Source organism: Amycolatopsis sp. NPDC048633, from assembly GCF_040650695.1.
Taxonomy (GTDB): domain Bacteria; phylum Actinomycetota; class Actinomycetes; order Mycobacteriales; family Pseudonocardiaceae; genus Amycolatopsis.
Genome location: NZ_JBEZHS010000002.1, coordinates 57,268 through 76,336, shown reverse-complemented (window position 1 = coordinate 76,336; position 19,069 = coordinate 57,268). Strand labels below are relative to the sequence as shown.

At 73.5% G+C, this 19,069-nt stretch carries 13 protein-coding genes; 9 read left to right on the top strand and 4 right to left on the bottom strand.

Features of this window, described 5'->3' with window-relative positions:
* Positions 1-22 precede the first annotated feature (22 nt).
* From AB0C38_RS06905 to AB0C38_RS06890, 4 genes are read right to left on the bottom strand one after another with little or no spacing between them, the layout of a single operon-like run.
* A complete protein-coding gene (locus tag AB0C38_RS06905) occupies positions 23-1,276 on the bottom strand; it encodes a glutamate synthase-related protein (protein ID WP_360667779.1) in 1,254 nt (417 codons plus the stop codon).
* On the bottom strand, positions 1,273-2,268 hold the full coding sequence (locus tag AB0C38_RS06900) for an asparagine synthetase A (protein ID WP_360667776.1): 996 nt from the start codon (positions 2,266-2,268) through the stop codon (positions 1,273-1,275). The genes AB0C38_RS06905 and AB0C38_RS06900 overlap by 4 nt, the downstream gene beginning before the upstream one ends.
* A 7-nt stretch (positions 2,269-2,275) precedes the next feature.
* Positions 2,276-3,571, bottom strand: coding sequence for a methylaspartate mutase (locus AB0C38_RS06895; protein ID WP_360667773.1), 1,296 nt, complete (start codon positions 3,569-3,571; stop codon positions 2,276-2,278).
* A complete protein-coding gene (locus AB0C38_RS06890) occupies positions 3,568-4,053 on the bottom strand; it encodes a cobalamin-dependent protein (RefSeq protein ID WP_360667770.1) in 486 nt (161 codons plus the stop codon). The genes AB0C38_RS06895 and AB0C38_RS06890 overlap by 4 nt, the downstream gene beginning before the upstream one ends.
* A gap of 422 nt (positions 4,054-4,475) precedes the next feature.
* Here AB0C38_RS06890 and AB0C38_RS06885 point away from each other — a divergent pair, with 422 nt between their 5' ends.
* The 9 genes from AB0C38_RS06885 (at position 4,476) to AB0C38_RS06845 (ending at position 19,069) form a co-directional block, all read left to right on the top strand.
* On the top strand, positions 4,476-7,319 hold the full coding sequence (locus AB0C38_RS06885; RefSeq protein WP_360667767.1) for a type 2 lanthipeptide synthetase LanM family protein: 2,844 nt from the start codon (positions 4,476-4,478) through the stop codon (positions 7,317-7,319).
* A gap of 35 nt (positions 7,320-7,354) precedes the next feature.
* Positions 7,355-7,534 carry a hypothetical protein gene (locus tag AB0C38_RS06880; RefSeq protein ID WP_360667764.1) on the top strand — a complete coding sequence of 60 codons (180 nt, stop codon included), beginning with the start codon at positions 7,355-7,357 and terminating at the stop codon, positions 7,532-7,534.
* A gap of 44 nt (positions 7,535-7,578) precedes the next feature.
* Positions 7,579-7,761, top strand: a complete 183-nt coding sequence (locus AB0C38_RS06875; RefSeq protein ID WP_360667761.1) for a hypothetical protein — start codon at positions 7,579-7,581, stop codon at positions 7,759-7,761.
* A gap of 50 nt (positions 7,762-7,811) precedes the next feature.
* On the top strand, positions 7,812-7,985 hold the full coding sequence (locus tag AB0C38_RS06870; protein WP_360667758.1) for a hypothetical protein: 174 nt from the start codon (positions 7,812-7,814) through the stop codon (positions 7,983-7,985).
* 69 nt (positions 7,986-8,054) lie between these two features.
* The gene (locus tag AB0C38_RS06865) at positions 8,055-10,946 is read left to right on the top strand and encodes an AAA family ATPase (RefSeq protein WP_360667756.1); all 2,892 of its coding nucleotides are present in this window, start codon (positions 8,055-8,057) and stop codon (positions 10,944-10,946) included.
* Positions 10,947-11,182: 236 nt separating this feature from the next.
* Positions 11,183-14,506, top strand: a complete 3,324-nt coding sequence (locus tag AB0C38_RS06860) for a glycosylhydrolase-like jelly roll fold domain-containing protein (protein WP_360667753.1) — start codon at positions 11,183-11,185, stop codon at positions 14,504-14,506.
* A 60-nt stretch (positions 14,507-14,566) separates the two neighbouring features.
* Entirely contained in the window at positions 14,567-15,664 is a 1,098-nt protein-coding gene (locus tag AB0C38_RS06855; RefSeq protein WP_360667750.1) for a ferredoxin reductase, read from the top strand.
* A 44-nt stretch (positions 15,665-15,708) separates the two neighbouring features.
* Positions 15,709-16,971, top strand: coding sequence for an acyl-CoA desaturase (locus AB0C38_RS06850; protein WP_360667747.1), 1,263 nt, complete (start codon positions 15,709-15,711; stop codon positions 16,969-16,971).
* A 124-nt stretch (positions 16,972-17,095) separates the two neighbouring features.
* Positions 17,096-19,069, top strand: coding sequence for a hypothetical protein (locus AB0C38_RS06845; RefSeq protein ID WP_360667744.1), 1,974 nt, complete (start codon positions 17,096-17,098; stop codon positions 19,067-19,069).

Here is a 19,069-nt window from a genome sequence, read left to right as displayed (position 1 = left end):
TTCGCGACCTTCGGGCCGGCCCTCATGAGAGCACCTGCTCGCGGACTCGGTCCGGGGTTCCCGGGAACCACACGTCCTCGCGGGTCAGCGCGTCGGCGCGGTACTGGCCCAGCGCGCTCAGCAGCAACCTCAGCTCCAGCGCCAGCGCCTCGGCGAACCGGACCAGCCCGTCCACCGGGTCCGTGTCCACCGCCAGCAACGCCGCCCGGCCCAGGCCCGCCGCGCGGGCTCCGAGCGCCAGGACCTTCGCCACTCGCGTCCCCTCCCACATGCGGCCCGAGGCCAGCAGGCAGCCCGCCGGCGGGCCGATCCGGGCGAGGCACTCCGCCAGCGGCAGCCCGACCGACGCGAAGGACAGCGGGGCCCAGCCTGAGCCACCCTCGGCGCCGTCGACCGTCACCGCCGACGCCCCGGCCGACCAAGCCACCGAAGCCGCCGCACCCACGTCGCGGCCGGGTGGGAGCTTCACCCACACCCCGGCGCGCGGGAAGTTGTTGCGCATCAAGCGGATCTGCTGGCGCAGGATCTCGTCGGTGAACGTCCCCGGCGAGCTGCTCCGCAACACCGAAGAGCCCAGCGAAACGTCCACTGTGTACAAGTCGGCCAGTGAATCGGCGACGGACGGCGAGACCAGGGTCATCCCGCCGAGACCCGGCTTCGCGCCTTGGCCCACCTTCAGCTCGAACGCCAGCCGCCCCGACTCCAGCAGGGGCGCCGCCGACGGGTCCGAGTACACGAGGTTCCACACCTCGGCGTCCGCGTCCTCGGTGCTCTGCTGGACGACCACGCCGCCGAGCCCGTCGGGCACCGCGTCCGCGTACGCCCGCATCCGCTCCAGCAGCGTCCCGTCCGACGCTCCGCCCGCGCGGCCGTGGCCGTGCATCGGGACGACGTTCTCGCCGATCACCATCGGGATGCCGAGCCGCGCGGCCTGCGCGGAAGCCGCCGCGCCCAGCCCGGCCCCGGCGACCTGCGTCGACCCGAACGCCGACAGGTACAGCGGCAGCGACGACTCGAAGCCGCCGATCGACGCCGAAAGCGAGACGTCGCCGTACAGCGGCTCGCGGCCCAGCTCGATCAGCTTCTCCAGCCGCCGCGGCACGAACACCGGCGGCACCAGCCGCGCCTCGTCCAAAACGTCCGAAGACACACCGGCAAAAGCACCGAACAACGAAGTCCCGTAAGACGAAGCAGGCGGGAACACCGCCGAAGCACCGTGCAGGGCCCGCGCCCGGACGAGATCCTCCGGGAAACCCTCGGCGTGCAACGCGGTCACGGCGAGACCACCCCCGGCAGCTTCGGGAACGCCGTCGCCTGCCACACCGCGTCCAGCCCGGCGACGTACCGCGTGAACCGCTGCACCCCCAGGCCGAAGCCCGCGCTGGCCGGGATCCCGTCGCGGACCAGGTCGAGGTACCACGCGTACTTCGCCGGGTTCTCGCCCGTCTCGCGCATCCGCGTGACGATCCGGCCGTAGTCGTGTTCGCGCTCGCTGCCGCTGCACAGCTCGCCGTAGCCCTCCGGCGCGATCAGGTCGAAGTTGCGCAGGACACCCGGCGTGGAAACGCTTTCGCGGTCGTAGAACCCGCGCGAGCCCTTCGGGTAGTCGACGAGGAAGAACGGCCGCGCGTGCTTCTCCGAGAGGATCGCTTCGCCCGCCCAGTCGATCTCGGCGTCCGCGCTCTGCGGGTGCCCGAGCTCGCGCAGCGTTTCGACGGCGGTGGCGTGCGACAGCCGGCCGAACGCGCCGCCGAGCAGGTCGGCGAACGCGCCCGAGTCGCGCCCGAGCGCTTCCAGCACGTCGCCGGCGTCCTCGACGACCCGGCGCACCACGTGCGCCACCAGGTCCTGCAGCAGGTCGAGCACGTCGTCGCGGGACGCGCCGGCGACCTCGACGTCGAGCTGGTGGAACTCGGCCAGGTGCCGGCTCGTGTTCGCCGTCTCCAGCGGTTCCAGCCGCACGTTCGGCGCGACGTAGAAGATCTTCGGGAAGCCCAGCAGCGACGCCTGCTTGTACAGGATCGCGCTGGTCATCAGCTTGTAGCGGTGACCGTAGAAGTCGACGTCGACCTGTTTCGCGCCGCGGCCGCCGGGGTCGGTGACGGGGCCGATCACCGGGGGCAGCAGCTCCGTGAAGCCGCGGGCGCCGAGGAACGCGCGCGCCTCGGTGAGCATCCGGTGCTGCAGGCCCAGCACGTGCCGCGTCGTCTCGGCGGTCAGGTGCGTGCGCGGGTCCGGCGGCACGGTCGCGGGATCGGTGTACTCCATGGCGTTCTCACTCCCAGCTGGTCGGCTGAATCAGGGACGGACCGGTGCGGGCACCCGGCAGGACCGGGTCGAGCCTTCGGCGGTGGTAGGACAGGTCGGCGAGCAGCCGGGTCGCGCTGACGCGGTCGTGGCCGCGGCGGCCGCCCAGCGCGGGCGGCAGCGGCATCCGGCCGGTGTGCCACCACTGCAGGCGGCCTTCGTCGTCGAGCACGCACCGGGTTTCGTTGCCGTTGTCGGGGTGCAGGCAGTACGGGACGTCGAGCAGGCCGCGTTCGAACGCCGCCGGCAGCGCCTCGGCCAGGGTCGGGGCGAGCGAGCGCACCTCGTCGACGAGCCGCCGCGCCTGCGCGTACACCTCGGTGTCCCCCGGTGGCGGCGCGGCCGGCGCGGGCTGCTCCAGCGCGGTGGCGTGCGCCAGCCGCAATGCCTCGACGTTCTCTTCGACGGTCGGGATCCGGTGGGCTTCCGCGGTGGTCTTGACGATCAGCCGCTCGGTGCCGGTGCGCACGGCCAGCCGGACGCTCTCGGCGACCAGCTCCCGGGCCCCGGCCGCGGACTCCGGGAAGAGGCCCATGTAGGTGTAGAGCACGACGTGGTAGTCCACAGTGGACAACTCCTCGGCGCACAGCCGGCGCATCGCCCACAGCGCTTCGGCGTCCTGCTCCGGGCTGGTCTGCTGCGCGTAGCTGGCCGACACGCTGCGCACGCCGTGCTCGGCGAAGAACAGGCACTCCAGCACCGACAGCGCGACGAGCAGGCCCGGCGGGCACAGCTGGCCGAGCATGCAGCCGCCGAAGCTCTCCAAATGACACTCGACGGCCTGCTCGGCCAGCAGCGACGCCGAGCGCGACCACGACTTCGCGGCCGTCCGCAGCGGCACGCTGCTGTAGGGCAGGCAGTAGGACACCGGCCCGCCTTCCGAGGCGTCGAGCCCGGCTTCGAGCATCGCGGCGAAGATGTCCTCCGGCTGCGCCGACCCGTGCCGCACCTGGACCGGGAACCGCGGGCCGTACAGGCCGTCCACCAGCTCGGCGGTGACGGCCGGGCCGAGCGCCACCAGCGGGTAGCCGTTGAGCGGCACGCCGGAGGAGATCGACAGGGCGGCGAGGTCGTGCTGCCCGGTGCGGGTGTAGCTGTCCAGGGTCACGGTGCCGACGGCCGGCACCCCGGCCTCGGCCACCGCGCGCAGCCCGCGGCGCATCGTCACGGGGTCGGAGAACCCCATGCGTGGCTGGACGAGCAGTGTCCGGCGGCGCCGGTGCTCGGCCACGAAGCCGCTGAACACCGACCGGGCAGCGGTCACCGCAAGGTCCGGACGTTCGCGGCGACGAACTCGCGGAACGATTCGATCGCCTGGCCGGAGTCCCCGGCACCGACGTGGAACACCGCGTCGTAGCCGAGCGCCAGCAGCTCGGTCTCCAGCCCGGCGTTGGCGTCGCCCTGGACGCCGAGCTTGCCGCCGATGACGGCGGGCAGCCCGGCCAGCGCGGGGTCGGCGCGCAGCGCGGAGATCACCCGGGCGCCGTCGACGTGGCCGTGGCCGTTGATGGTGCTGATCACCAGGCAGTCCGGCCGCTCGGCACGGCACGCGGCCAGCAGCCGCTCCACCGTGACGCAGGCGCCGAGGTTGACCACCTCGTGCCCCATCTCCTCCATGATCAGCTGGAGGGCGACGAGGTTCCACATGTGCGAGTCGGACTGGACGCTGGACAGGACGAACTTGAGCGGGGGCCCGGCGGCCACGCCGGGCCCGTCGGGGGTCTGCTCGATCTGGAACGTGGTCATCGTGCGTCGCTCCCTGTGCGTTCGGGGAACGTCCGCGGGGCGAGCCGCGAACTTCTCACGACGAATCGTCATCGCCGCGGGGCCGTCGCACATGGGTGCGGCGGCCCCGCATTCCGGGCCGCTCCCGGCGCCGGAGTCCGCCTCGCGCGCGGGCGACGCGGTCGCGCGCGCGACCGCGGAACCAGGGGGGCCGGACGTGCCCCACATGGGGGATCGTGGGTGCGCGCACCCACGTCAACCCCTGTCGGGCCCGACCGCCAAACGGACCAGCCGCCACGTCCGTCCGGCGTAGTCACGTAGGTCGCGACCAGGCGTTTCGCCGGCGGCGCCCCCATGAACCCCTAGAACGCCCCCATGCCGGACGGGAATGCGGGCGTAGCACCCCCATGTAACCCACGTCACCCGCTGGCATGCTCGATCTCGTGACTCCCCCGCAGCCGAACCCGGCGACCACGACGCTCCCGCCCACCTGGTGGGCCGCGGCGCTGACCACGCAGGAGCGGCGTCCGGACGGCGCCCGCCCCGCGTGGGTGGACTTCGCCGAGACGGCGCTCGCGTCGGCCCGGCCCGCCGCCCCGGCGCCCGGCCCGCACTGGCGCACCGCGTTCGCCGCGGTGTTCCACCCCTTCACCGACGCGGCCCACGCCGCGATCGCCGGCGCCGCAGCGGCTTCGCCCGCCGTCGACGCCACCGCGGTCGCCGGCGGCTGCGCCGCGCGGCTGGGTCACCAGCTCGCCGGGCTCGCCGCCCGCACCCTGGTGCTCGAACTGGGCCGGGCCCGCCGCGCGGAGGTCCTCGCGGGAGAAACACCGGAAGAGCGCTTCGCCGACTTCGTCCGGCAGACCGGAACGCCGGCCGGGCTCACCGACCTGCTGCACCGCTACCCCGTGCTCGCGCGGCTCGCCGCGCAGGCGGCCCTGCACGCGATCGAGTCGGTCACCGAACTGCTCGGGCGCTTCGCCGCCGACCGCGTCGCCCTCACCTCGTTCACCGGCCCCGGCCCCGGCCTCCTGGTCGAGATCAGCGGCGGCACCGGGGACGCCCACCAGCGCGGCCGCTCGGTCCGCGAGCTGCGGTTCGCCGGCGGCGCGCGCGTCATCTACAAGCCCCGCCCGCTCGACCTGCACGCGGCGTTCACCGGCCTGGTCGACTGGCTCAACCCGCGCGTGCCCGGTCTCGAGCTGCGCACGGTCGACGTCCTGGTGCGCCCCGGCTACGGCTGGCTCCGCTTCGTCGAGCACCGGCCGTGCGCCGACCTCACCGAGGTGGACCGGTTCTACCGCCGCCAGGGCGTGCTGCTCGCCCTGCTGCACGCCCTCGACGGCACCGACGTGCACTTCGAGAACATCATCGCCGCCGGCGACCAGCCGGTGCTGATCGACATCGAGACGCTCTTCCAGCCGGTGCTGCCGGCCGAAGAGACCGAGGTCGACCCCGCCGCCGAGCTCCTCGCGCGGTCGGTGCACCGGACCATGCTGCTGCCGCAGATGATCGTCGGCGAGCACGGCGCGGTCGACATCTCCGGGCTCGGCGGTGGCCGCGCGACGGCCCCGGCGCTGACGCGCGTCGACTGGCTCGACGCCGGCACCGACCGGATGCGGCTGACCCGGGTGCCCGGCGGCGTCGGCACCGGCGTCAACCGGCCCACCCTCGGCGGCGTCGACGTCGAACCGGCCGAGCACGGCGCCGCGCTGCTGGCCGGGTTCCGCGCCGGGTACGACGCCATCGCCGCCGCCGCGCCGGAGTTCGGCCGGCTGCTGGACCGCTGCGCCGGCAAGGGGATCCGCGTCCTGGTCCGCCCGACCAGCTTCTACACGCGGCTGCTCGACGAGACCACGCACCCGTCGCTGCTGACCGGCGCCGACGCGCGCGACGAGGCGTTCGGGCTGCTGCACGACGACAGCACCGACGACGTCCGCCGCGGGCTCGTCGCCGCCGAGCTCACCGACCTGTGGGCGGGCGACGTCCCGATGTTCACCGGCCGGCCCGGGTCCGCGGACCTCTGGGACGCCGACGGGAACCGCCTCTCCGGGCTCCTGGGCGAACCGCCGCTGGAGACGGTGCGCGCGAAGGTCGCCGGGATGACCACGATCGACCGCCGCGACCAGGAGTGGCTGATCTCCGCGGCGCTGGCCACCCGGCCGGCGGCCGAGACCCACGCGGGCACCGGGGTCACCGGCACCGTCCTGCCGAGCAAGAGCCCCGAACCCGCGCACCTGCTTTCGGCCGCGTGCGGCGTCGCGGACGCGATCATCGCCCGCGCGTCGTCGGCCGGCGGCCGCGTCAACTGGGTCGGCCTGGAGCTCGTCGACGAGAAGTACTGGACCGTGCTGCCGATGGGCGCCGGGCTCGGCGAGGGCTACACCGGCGTGGCGCTGTTCCTCGCGCAGCTGGCCGAGCTGACCGGGATCGACCGCTACCGCGACCTGGCCGGGAAGGCGCTTTCCGGTCTGCCGTGGCTGGTCTCGGCGCTGGAGGCGGACCCGGAGCTCGCCGCCGCGGCCGGCCCCGGCGGGCTGCTGGGCCTCGGCGGCGTCGCCTACGCCGCGGCCCGGCTCTCCCGCCTGCTCGACCGGCCGGACCTGCTCGAGCTGACCGCCCGCACCGTCGCCGTGATGCCCGCGCCGACGCCCGGGACGTCACCGCGGTACACCACCGGGCTGGCCGGCGGCCTGGTCGCGCTGCGCTCGGTGGCCACCCAGACCGGGTCCGGCGAAGCCGCGCTGCTGGCCGACGCCTACGCGGCCGAACTCGCCGTCCGCTCCCTCGACCCCGACCTCGCCGACCCGGGGTTCGCGCACGGCGCGGCCGGCGTCGACTGGGCCCTCGCCGGGTACCCGCGCGAGACCGCGACCCTGCCGCCCGCCCAGGCCGCCACCGGGCACGGCTGGTGCTCCGGGCTGGCCGGGCAGGTGCTGGCCTACGCCGGGCAGCCCGCGGTGCTCGGCCTCGACGAGCAGGTCGCGGCCCTCGCCGCCCAGGACCCGCTGCGCGACCTGAGCCTCTGCCACGGCGAAACCGGCATCACCGACGTGCTCGGCTTCCTCGCCGAGACCGGGCACGAAGGCGCCGCCGCCGCGGTCGCCACCCGCACCGGGCAGCTGCTCACCGCCGTCGAACAGGACGGCGCGCGCTGTGGCACCCCCGACGGCGTCCCGTCCCCCGGCCTGCTCACCGGCCTGGCCGGCATCGGCTACGGCCTGCTGCGCCTCGGCTTCGGCCCCCGCGTCCCGTCCGCCCTGCTCCTGCAACCCCCGACCCGCTGAGCCGTCCCCATCCCATCTCGAGGAGAGAACGAACGATGCTCGAAACCCCCGCCGAGACCGTCGAAGCCACCGTCGGAGCCCTGGCGCTCCCCCGCGTGAACCGTGCCGGTGCCCGCAACCAGGCGCTGGCCGGCACCCGGCCCCGGCTCTCCGGGATGACCCTCGACACGCTCGGTGGTCCCACCGTCGTCACCAACGGCACCTTCGCACTCTGACGTCCGTCCCTGCCCCGATTGCGACCGAAAGCGGAGAACACGCCATGAGCGAGCACGACTTCACCGGCACGGACAACCCCATCGGCGACCCCACCCTCCCGGTTCCGACCCGGACCGGCGCCCGCAACCGCGCGCTGTCCGGCCGGAGGGCGCGGCTGAGCCACAACGGCGCCGACACCATGGACATCACCCCGGTCTTCACCGTCAGTATCGCTTTCCCGCAGTAGTCCTTCCCGCCTTCGTCCGACCCAGCACTACCGAGAGTGGAGCCACCCGCATGACCGAGCACGACTTCGCCGGCACGGACAACCCGATCGGCGACTTGACCCTCCCCCGGACCTCCCGCACCGGCGCCCGCAACCACGCCCTGTCCGGCAAGGCGGCGCGGGTGAGCCAGAACTCGCTGACCACGATGGACATCACCGTCGTCACGGGCGGTTTCACCGAATAGTGAGACATCCGGCGGCGTGGGTATTTCGACCTACGTCCGGAGGGGGCCCATCCGGTTATAGTGACCGCGATGAGCATCCGTTCGACGCGTCTCATCGGGCGCGACAGGGAGCTCGGCGCTCTGTCCCAGGCTCTGGAGAAGGCCCGCACCGACCACGGTGGGGCCTTCTTCCTTGTCGGCGAAGGCGGGATCGGCAAGTCCCGGCTCGCCGCCGACGTCGCCTCGCGGGCCCTGGCGACCGGGCTCCCGGTGCTACGCGGACGAGCCAGCTCCATCGGCCCGATGGTGCCGTTCCGGCCCCTGGCCGAAGCCCTGCTCTCCCACTTCCGCGGCGGCCTGCCGCCCGCCGCTCCCGAGCTCGACCCGCTCGTGCCGGTGCTCGCCCGGCTCGTGCCCGACTGGTACCGCGGCGACCGGCCGCACGACAACGGGAACCTGCTCGTGCTGGCCGAAGCCGTGTTCCGGCTGCTGTCGGTGGCCGGCCGCGAAGGCGGCTGCCTGATCGTGCTGGAGGACCTGCACAACGCCGACGCCGAAACCCTGTTCATCGTCGAGTACCTCGTCGACAACCTGGCCTCCAGCCGGGTCATGCTGATCGGCACCCTGCGCGGCGAACCGGGTGAGGCGCTGCGGCTGGCGACCGCGGCGGCGCAGCGCTCGTCCAGCCACACCTTCGAACTGGGCCGGCTCGACGCCGAGCGCACCCGCGAGTTCGCGGCCGCCTGCCTGGAGACCGAGCCGGCCGCGGTCCCCGCCGCCGTCGCGAACCTGTTGTGGCAGAACAGCGAGGGCGTGCCGTTCGTCGTCGAGGAGCTGCTGCACGGCATGCTCGGCGACGGCCTGCTCGTCGGCGGGGCGGGCGGCTGGCAGGTCGTCGGCGAACTGCAGGCCCGCGTGCCGGAGGCGCTGATCAGCAGCATCGCCACCCGCGTCGACGCGCTCGGCTCGGACGGGGAAACGCTGCTGTCGGTGGCCGCCGTGCTGGGCAGGCGGTTCCCCCTTTCGGTCGTGCAGGCGGTCACCGACATGGACGACCGCATGCTGCACAACCACATCAGCGCGAGCGTCGCCGCACACCTGGTCACCACCGACGAGACCACGCCCGGCTGGTACGCCTTCCGCCACCCGCTCACCGCCGAGGCCCTGCTGGCCCGGCTCGTGCCGTCGACGAAGGCGAACCTGGCGCGCCGGGCCGCCGACGCCGTCGAGCTCCTGCACCCCGGCCTGCCCGGCGAGCTGTGCGCGCTGGCCGCCGCACTGCGGCTGACGGCGATGGACCACCCCGGCGCCGGACGGCTGTTCGCCGAAGCCGGCCGCCGCGCGCTCGACGGCGGCGCGGCCGACACGGCGGTGACCATGCTGACCCGCGCCGTCGAGCTCCTGGCCACGGCGGGCCCGGATGACCGGGCCGACGCCCTGGAGACCCTGCTGCACGCGCTCGGGCAAACCGGACAGTTCGACCGGGCCGTCGAGTTCTCCGCCCGCTTCGCCGAGATCGGCCGCCTGGAACGGGCGGTCGACCTGCACATCCAGCTGGCGTGGGCGGCCTACATCGGCGGACGGCACGACGAGTGCCTCAACCAGATCGAGCAGGCCCGCGCGCCCCTCGGCGGCGAGATCACCGAAGAGCAGAAGGCGGGCCTCGACGCCGTCGAAGCGACGCTGTGGCTGGACATCCCCGGCCCGGCGCACACCGAGCGGGCCCGGAAGCTGGCCGAGCAGGCGTGGGAGGTCGCCGAGCGCGCCGGCGTGCCGTTCGTGTCGTGCCAGGCGCTGCAGGTCCTCGGCATGGTGGCGTTGGAGACGGACCTGACCGAGGCCGAGCGGTACCTGCAGCTGGCGCGGCGGCTGGCCGAACAGCACCAGCTGACGCACCTGCGCACCCAGGTGCTGGTCCGGTTGGGTGGGCACCGGATGCTGGCCGAGGGCGACGTCCGGACGTTCGACCTGGCCCGCTCGGAGGCCCAGCGCACCGGTGCGATCACGCTAACCTGCGCGGTCGACGCGAGCCGCGCGGTGCACGCGGCGATGCGCGGCGAGTTCGCGCAGGCCGACACGATCCTCGACGAGAACCTCGCGGTGCTCGGCCGGCTCGGCCTGGTCGCGCTGCTGCAGTACACGCACATGACGCGCGCGATGGTGGCCGCGCACCAGGCGGACCGGCCGCGGATGGAACGCGCGCTCGAGGACTTCCGCGCGGAGGGCGGCGCGACCGCGCAGGAGCTCGTCCTGAGCGTGGGGCTGGCCCAGGTGTTCTGCTCCCTGCTGGAGGAGGACGCCGAACGCGCCCGCCGCGAGCTGGCCCAGGTGCTGACCCTGGAGGAGCGCCAGCCCAGCCGCTTCCACCTGGCCGGCCAGCACGGCCTGCGGCTGCTGGTCGAAGCGCTGGACGGGACGGAACCGGAGGTGACCCGGCCCCCGACGGCGGTGAGCGGGATGCGCTGGAACCGCCAGTTCGTGCTGCTGGGCGACGCGGTCCGCCACGGCCGCGCGGGCTCCCCGGAGCAGGCCGACACGGCGGTGGCGGCGGCGATCGAGGCGGCGGCGCCGTTCCCGGTGAGCCGGCACCTGGGCCTGCGGATGGTGGCGGAGTCCGCGTCGGCTGACGGCTGGGGCGACCCGGTGACGTGGCTCAAGGAGGCCGAGGAGTACTTCCACCAGGCGGAGGTGACGGCGGTGGCGAGCGCGTGCCGCGGCCTGCTGCGCAAGATCGGCGCCCCGGTGGGCCAGCGCCGCACGGGCTCGGACCGCCTCCCGGCGAGCCTGCGGTCGGCGGGCGTGACGGTCCGCGAGTACGAGGTGCTGCAGCTCCTGGCGGACAACATGGGCAACAAGGACATCGCCCGCCGGCTGCACATTTCGCCGCGCACGGTGGAAAAGCACGTGGCGAGTTTGATGGCGAAGTCGAATCTGCAGAACCGGGGCGAGTTGACGGAGTACGCGCGCAATACCCCGCACTAGGTTGCGCGGGCTCGGTCCGGACGTCATGAACGACCCTTTCATGGCGTCGGACGAGGTGAACGGGTCGTTCATGTCGCTCGCGCAGGGGCCTGGCAAAGTCGGCCGCCGGCCCGCGCGGGCCCCATTGTCCACATCGGACAAATCTGCGGTCACCCCTGATCAGTCCTTGACGCGCGTGACTCAGGTCACGTAAATTACCTACCCATTGAATCGTTTCAATCGATCTGGGGAGCCTCATGCCCGAGCACGACGAAGTGCCCACCGCCGGCTTCCGACTGTCCCGGCGGCAAGCGCTCGCGCTCGCCGTCGCCACCGGGGTGGCCCTCCGGATCCCCGCCGCCGAAGCAGCGACCGGGGCGACCAGCGGCGCCGGCTTCCCCGCCGGCCGCTTCGCCGACCCGCGCCCCGACTCGCGCCCCACCGTGCTGTGGTTCTGGAACGGCACCGTCACCCCGGACCTCGTCGCCGCCGGGCTGGCGGACCTGCGCGGCCAGGGCGTGCACGAAGTCCTGCTGTTCCCCTTCGAGACCGCTGCCCTGAAGCCGGAGTTCTTCAGCGAGGGCTGGTTCTCCGTCATCGAGTTCGCCCTGCGCGAGGCGCAGCGTCACGGCATGCACATCTGGCTGTTCAACGACGACTACTTCCCCAGCGGCCGCGCCGGCGGGTTCGTCGTCGACGGCGGGACGGTCGGCGGCCGCGTCTACCCGCCGCGACCGGACCTGCGGCTCAAAGGGGTCGGGCACCAGGTGCTGACGGCCGCCGGTGGCACACCGGTGCCGCTGGAGAGCCGCGGACTGTCCGTTTCGGACGGCCGCCTGCTCGTCGACGCGGCCACTCGCGACGGCGTGACGCTCCTGCGCGACGGCACCGGCTGGCAGGACTACGACGTCGAGGCGAAGGTCCGCATCGACAGCGCGACCGCGGGGCTGATGGTGCGCAGCGCCGACGAAGGCGACGGCGTCCTCGCCGACCTGCGCGCCGACGGCGCCGTCGACGTCTGGCAGCAGACCGGCGGCTCCTTCGCCCTCGTCCGGAGCGGGACTCCGGTGCCGGGCTTCGACCCCGCCGTGGACCACGTCCTCCTCGTCACGGTCCGGGGCACGCACCTGACGGTGACGCTGGACGGCACGGCGCAGGCCCCGGCGGACATCGCCTTCGCCGCCGGCCGCGTCGGGGTGCGCGCGGTGGCGAGCCAGCGGTCCTCCTGGGACCGGCTGACCGTCCGCGATCCGGCCGGAACCGTGCGGTACGACGAAACCTTCGACACGGCGGCCGCGCTCGACGCCTTCGACCTGCCCGCCACCGGCCTCCCCCTGGTCGCCGCGACCGCCCGCCCGGCGGGCTCGGCCGACCCCCGGTCGCTCGTGGACCTCACGAAACAGGCCCGCGCGGGCGGGACCTGGACCCCGCCGCCCGGCCGGTGGCAGCTGGACCTGTTCACCGTCCGCCCGCTGAGCACGCCCACCGGCTCCGGCCGCGCCTACCTGGATCTCCTCGACGACGAAGCGGTGCGGTTGTTCCTCGACGCCGTGCCGGGCGAGTACCTGCGCCGCTTCCCGTGGGCCGCGAAAACGGTCCTGCGCGGCTTCGCCGACGACGAGCCCTACCTCGCCTCGGCGCACGGCCCCTTCGACACGGTGCCCTGGTCCCCCACCCTCGACGCCGAGCTGGGCCGCCTCGGGACGTCGCCCGGCATCGCGCTGACCGCGGTGCACGACGACCTCGGCCCCGGCGGCCTCCGCCTGCGCGGGCTGTTCTGGCGGGCGGTGAGCAACCGGTTCGCGGCCGCGTACTACCGCACCCAGGGCCGGTGGATGGCCGACCACGGCGTCCAGCTGATCTCCAACCCGCTGTGGGACGAATACGGTCCGGGCGAACAGCTGCAGAGCTCGGGCAACCTGAACGCGAACAACCAGTGGGCGCAGGTGCCGGGCACCGACCTGATCTTCGACCACTACCAGCGCGGCTACCACCGCACGCTGTCGCGGTTCCCGGCCAGCACCGCGCACCAGCTGGGCCTCGAGCGGGTCTACCTCGAAGCCATGGGCGGTACCGGGTGGACGGTGACCCCGGCGTTCGTCCGCGAGGTCGTCGGCGCGTTCGCCGTGCGCGGGGTCAACCACACGCTGCTGCACGCGCGGTTCAGCGACGAGAGCCAGATCGTCTACCCGCCGCCGTTCCAGCCCGCCAACCCGTGGTGGCCGGTGTCCGCGCCGCTGAACGACTGGATCGGCAGGCTGATGGAAGCCTGCCGCGCGCCGGCCGTGGCGCGGACCGCATTGCTGCAGCCGCAACGCGCCGCGGAGTCCACACAGGACACTCCGGCGATGGCCGAGCTCGACACGGCGTTCCTGACCACCGCGCACGCGCTCGAAGACGTCCAGGTGGACTTCGACCTCCTCGACGAGGGCGCGCTCGACGCCGACCCCGCGCTGGTGACCCACGCCCGGCCGAGCGGGCCGAAACTCGTCGTCGGGCAGCAGGCCTACCGGATCGTCGTGGTGCCGGCGACGCCGGTCCTGGCGCTCGGCTCGGTGCGGACGCTGACCCGGTTCGCCCGCGGTGGCGGCGTCGTGGTCGTCACCGGAGCGCCGCCGTCCCGCGAAGCCGGTGGCAACGACGCGGGCCTGCGGGCCGCGCTGGCCGAGCTGTTCGCGACGCGCTCGGTGACGCGGGCGGCCGACCCGGGTGCGGCCGCGGCCGCGGCGGTCACCGCCGGCGGCGCGGCGGCCGCGCTGGACCCGCCGCACGCCGACGTCCGGTTGCTGCGCCTGGAAAACCGCGGAGAGCAGGCGTTCGTGGTGGTGAGCGAACGCGCCGACGCCGTCGACCTGACCGCGACGTTCCCGGCGACCGGAGTCCCCGAGGTGTGGGACCCCGACACCGGTGCGGCGACCCCGGCCGGGGTCTGGCGCAAGGCCGGGGCCACGACGGAGGTGCCGCTGCGGCTGGAGCCGAAAGCCGCGCTGCTGGTGGTCTTCCGCGGCGGGCGCGAGCCCCTGCACGCGGTGTCCGCGTCGGCGCCGGTGGAGCGCATCGACGGGCGGAGCGCGATCGTGCGGGCGAGCGGACCGGGCCGGATCACCGTCACCGCGACGGACGGCGCCCGCGGCTACTCCGGCGCGGCGACGGTCTCCGACTCCCTCGCGCCGGTTGCGCTCGGCGGCGACTGGACGTTCCGCTTCGACCGCGCGGGTGCGCCGGTGACCACGCGGCCGCTCGGCTCGTGGACCGACGTGGACGCCGCGTACTCCGGATCCGCTTGGTACGAAACGGAGTTCGACGTGCCCGCCGTCCCCGGCCGGCGGTGGACGCTCGACCTCGGCGAGGTCCACGAGGTGGCCGAGGTGGAGGTCAACGGCCAGGCCGCCGGGTCACGGCTGTGGCCGCCCTACCGCGTCGACGTGAGCGCCGCCCTGCGTCCCGGCCGCAACCGGGTCCGGGTGCGGGTCACGAACACCGGCGCCAACGTGCGCGGCCAGGTGCTCGCGTCCGGCCTGCTCGGGCCGGTGGTGCTGCGGCCGTACCGGCTCGTCGGCGTGCCGCTGTCCCCCCGATGACTTAAACGTTTCACACCACTCGGCGTGCGAGTTGAGTGCACGTCTGTACACTCAACTGGCATGGCTGAAGTGGGAATGCGACCCCCGGCGTCGCCGCTGCGGCGCCGGGCACTGCGCGCGGTGCGCTGGCTCTTCACCCCCCTGCGCCCGGACGACTACCTCGAGCTGATCAACCCCCTGTGGTCGACCCGGGAGCTGCGCGGGCGCGTCGAGCGCGTCGTGCCCGAACGGGGTGGCGCGGCCACCGTGCTGATCCGGCCCGGCTTCGACTGGGTCGGGCACCGGCCCGGGCAGTACGTGCGGCTCGGCATGGTCATCGACGGCGTCCACCACTGGCGGGCGTACTCGCTGACGTCGAGCCCGGACCGCCCGGACGGGCTCATTTCGGTCACCCCCAAGAAGGTCGACGGCGGGGTGGTCTCGCCGTTCCTGGTCGAGCGCGTCCACCCCGGCGAGGTCGTGCGGCTCGGCGAGGTCGAAGGGGCCTTCACCCTGCCGGACCGGCTCGACCGCGGCCTGCTGTTCGTCACCGCGGGCAGCGGCATCACGCCGGTGATGAGCATGCTGCGCCACCTGGCGCCGGGGCCCGGCCTGCGCGACGTCGTCCACGTGCACTCGGCGCGGGAAGCGGACGGGGTCACGTTCGGCGAAGAGCTGGCCGGCCTCGAAAAGCAGCACGAGGGCTTCCGCCTCGAAGTGCGCATCACCAGCGAGGACGGCCGGTTCACCCCCGCCGCCCTGGACACCCTGTGCCCGGACTGGCGCGAGCGGGAAACCTACGCCTGCGGGCCCGGCGAGCTCCTCGACGCGTTGCAGGCGCACTGGAAACGCCACGGCGACACCGGGCGGCTGCACCACGAACGGTTCCAGCCGATCGTCGGCGGCGAAGACGCCGAAGGGGCGGGCGGCACCGTGCGGTTCGCGCACCGCAACCTCGACGCGGACTGCCCGCCCGGCACCCCGATCCTCGTCGCGGGCGAGAACGCGGGCGTCGACATGCCCTTCGGCTGCCGGGTCGGGGTCTGCCACACGTGCGTGCTGCCGATCCGGGACGGCCGGATCCGCGACCTGCGCACCAACGTCGTCAGCCAGATGAACAACGAGATCGTGCGCACCTGCGTGCACGGCGCCGAAGGCCGGATCACGGTCGAACTCTGAACGTCGGACTCCGAACGTCCAATTCTGAGCGGAGAAAGGAACCCATGACCGCCACCACGCACCCGTTCGCCCACCTGAGCGCGGACCAGCTCACCGAACTCGCCCGCGAGTTCGACGCCATCCACGACCAGGTGCGCGGCGACCTGGGCGAGCGCGACCGCCGGTACATCAAGGGCGTCATCCGGCTGCACCGGCAGATCGCGGTGGCCGGCCGGGCGCTGCTGCTCGGCTCCCGGTCCAAGGTGGCCTGGACGGCGGGCACGGGCTGCCTGGCGATCGCGAAGATCCTGGAGAACATGGAGATCGGGCACAACGTGCTGCACGGTCAGTGGGACTGGATGAACGACCCCTACATCCATTCGTCCACATGGGACTGGGACACCGCTTCGACGGCGGCGGCGTGGAAGCACTCGCACAACTTCATCCACCACACGTACACGAACATCCGCGGCAAGGACAAAGATCTCGGCTACGAGATCATGCGCATCGACCCGCACCAGAAGTGGCACCCGGCCTACCTGGCGCAGCCGCTGTACAACCTGCTGCTGATGGCCTTCTTCGAGTGGGGCGTCGCGGTCCACGACCTCGACGTCGAAGCGATCCGCTCCGGCGAGAAGCCGATGAAGGACGTGTGGCACGACATCAAGGGGATCTCGGGCAAGGCCCGCGACCAGATCCTGAAGGACTACGTCGGCTGGCCGCTGGTGAGCGCGCTCGCCGCGACGGCCGTGGGCCGGCTCGTGAAACCCGAGCCGCGTTCCCGGGCCCGGGTGCTGGCGGACCGGGCCCGCGGGCGGCGCCGGCGGGGCGCGGTGCGGGCCCAGCTCGCCGCCGTCCGTGAGGAGGGCGGCGGCACGTTCGCCGCGACGTTCTGGGCCGACTTCACCGCGAACATCATCCGCAACCTGTGGGCGCACTCGATCATCTTCTGCGGCCACTTCCCCGACCAGACGTACACGTTCAGCCAGGAGGAGGCCCGCGACGAAACCCGCGGCGGCTGGTACGTCCGCCAGCTCGTCGGCGCGGCGAACATCACCGGCTCCCCGCTGTTCCACCTGCTGAGCGGCAACCTCGGCTACCAGGTCGAGCACCACCTGTTCCCGGACATGCCGAGCAGCCGCTACGCGGAGATCGCCCCGCGGGTCCGCGAAATCTGCCGCCGCTACGGCCTGCCGTACAACACGGGCCCGCTGTCCAAGCAGCTCGGCACGGTGCACCGCACGATCCTGCGGCTGGCGTTCCCGGGCGGGAAGGTCCGCCCGAAGCCCGGCCCTTACCAGGGGGACGAGCTGGATCGCGCCGCCTGAGGGCCGGGTGCCGGGGTGTGCCGCCGCCGGCGCCACCCCGGCAGCGGCACGACCGTTCGTCGGAGCCGGTCGATTGTTCCCATTCCGCTCGTATCAGGCCTCGGCACCTCCTACTCTCACTGGTGTGGACGGCATCGAGAGTCTCCGGCACGCGATCGAGACGATCCCCATTCCCGGCGCCCCGCCCCGGCTGTCCCGGCGGGGCGCGGCCGTCGGGCTGGCGCTCCTCGACACCTCGTTGCGGCTCAACCACGTGCGCCGGCTCACCGAGCGGCTGACCGTCGTCGAACACGGCACCGCGCGGCGGAGCACCGAGGTCGACGTCAGTCTCAAGCTGCTCGACGAGGGACAGCGGCAGGCGACCGCGGAGCTGCAGGACCTCATCGGCCAGGAACACGGCGAGCGGGCCGCCTCGAGGCCGGCGCGGCAGCGGTCCCTGTGGGTGCCGCTCGCCCGGCTACCACGCCGCGACGTCTCCCCCATCGACGTGTTCGACAGCGCCGGCCAGAAGCTGCCGCGGCTCACCCAGCACGAGGCGTCCCGGCTGGTCGCCGCCGGGCTCTACCGGTTGCTGCGCGGGATCCTCGCCGGCGACGAAAACGCGCAGACCGCCAAGCACGAGCTCAACACCTTCCTCTTCCAGGTGCACGAACCGCGCTGGCTCATCCAGCAGGCGCTGCTGACGCTGCTCACCGAGCGGAACCACCCGGAGGAGGAGTTCACGCTGGCCCCGGCCGCCGGCACGGTCGCCGGGTACGGCAGGCAGTGCCGGGAGCTGGCGCTGGACATCCTCTCCGGCTGCGCGGACCTGCTGGTCGAATACGCGTACCTCCTGAACGTCGCCGTCCGGGACTACATGCTGGTCGTGGCGCTGGACGACTCGGTCGAGGAACACCGGCTCAGCTACGAGACGCCGCTGCACGTCGACGCCCGGCAGCCGGTCGCGAAGGAGCAGTGGCGGCGGCTGGCCGCGAGCCGCCGCGGCTACGTCGTGAGCTACGAGACCATGATCCCGGCGACGCTGAAGTCCTACCACCTGGTGGCCGGCACCGCGCCGCAGGCCGAGATCTCCCGGATGTACCTGTCCACCGACGCCGACCAGCACCAGGTGGACGGCCTGGCCGAGGACCTGCTCTCGCTGGCCGAACGCCAGGACGCCGCCCCGCTGCAGGAAGCCGACGGCGCCCGGCACAAGATCCTCGAGCTGCAGGCGCAGACCGTGCTGCGGCGGCTGGCGGACCTGGTACGCCGCCGCAAGTGGGAGGCCGGGCAGTCCGGGGTGGAGCTGTCGGCGCGCAGCCTGCCGGCCTGCCACCGGCTCGCCGCCGCGGCCACGACGGGCGAGGCGGTGCGCACCGGCACCAACGAACTGGACAACTCGCTGCGGCGGCACCCGGAGTTCACCGCCGCGAACCTCCGCGAGGCGGCGCGTGAGCTGACCGAGCGGGAGTTCGGGCAGGACCTCGTGCTGGTCAACGGAATCGTCGACAACGAGGCGCGGGCGTACTGGCGCCGCTCCGGCGGCCGCGACCCGCGCGGCGACCACGTCCGGATCCGCGCCACGCTCGTCCTCAAGGACTCCACGAAGTCCGGCCCGCTCAACGTGACCTTCTACGCGCTCGCCGTCGCGACGGTCTCGTTCGTGCTCGGCTGGATGCTGGTGGGCAGCCCGTGGCCGTACGGCCGGGCCGCCACCGAGGCACTCGGGCACATCGGCGACGGCCAGTCCGTGATCACGATGCTGCTGCTGTTGCCCGGTTTCCTCTACAGCCGCTTGTCGCTGCCGCCGCGCCGCACCGTGCTCGGCTACCTCGGCACCCTGCCGCAGGCGCTGGTCCAGCTGAGCATCGCCGCCATCGCCGGGTTCGCCGCGGCCGTCGCGACGCAGAGCCGCGGCGAGGTCGTCCAGGTCACCCTCACCGTGGCGGTCGGGTTGCCGGTGCTCGCCGCGCTCGTGCTGTTCGGCCAGGCGTCGTGGCGCGAATCGGCGATCCCGCTGTCGCGCATCGGGGCGCCGCGGTGGGCCGGCTCCGGCGCCTGGGACCGCCGCAAGCCCCTGGAAGCCGACGTGCGGTTCGACTCGTCCGGGGGGTGGTGA

Bases quoted from the DNA above. Each gene is read 5' to 3' on its own strand.
- AB0C38_RS06900 (WP_360667776.1), bottom strand. From the start codon at position 2,268: ATGGAGTACACCGATCCCGCGACCGTGCCGCCGGACCCGCGCACGCAC.
- AB0C38_RS06890 (WP_360667770.1), bottom strand. From the start codon at position 4,053: ATGACCACGTTCCAGATCGAGCAGACCCCCGACGGGCCCGGCGTGGCC.
- AB0C38_RS06880 (WP_360667764.1), top strand. From the start codon at position 7,355: ATGCTCGAAACCCCCGCCGAGACCGTCGAAGCCACCGTCGGAGCCCTG.
- AB0C38_RS06875 (WP_360667761.1), top strand. From the start codon at position 7,579: ATGAGCGAGCACGACTTCACCGGCACGGACAACCCCATCGGCGACCCC.
- AB0C38_RS06870 (WP_360667758.1), top strand. From the start codon at position 7,812: ATGACCGAGCACGACTTCGCCGGCACGGACAACCCGATCGGCGACTTG.
- AB0C38_RS06865 (WP_360667756.1), top strand. From the start codon at position 8,055: ATGAGCATCCGTTCGACGCGTCTCATCGGGCGCGACAGGGAGCTCGGC.
- AB0C38_RS06860 (WP_360667753.1), top strand. From the start codon at position 11,183: ATGCCCGAGCACGACGAAGTGCCCACCGCCGGCTTCCGACTGTCCCGG.
- AB0C38_RS06855 (WP_360667750.1), top strand. From the start codon at position 14,567: ATGGCTGAAGTGGGAATGCGACCCCCGGCGTCGCCGCTGCGGCGCCGG.
- AB0C38_RS06850 (WP_360667747.1), top strand. From the start codon at position 15,709: ATGACCGCCACCACGCACCCGTTCGCCCACCTGAGCGCGGACCAGCTC.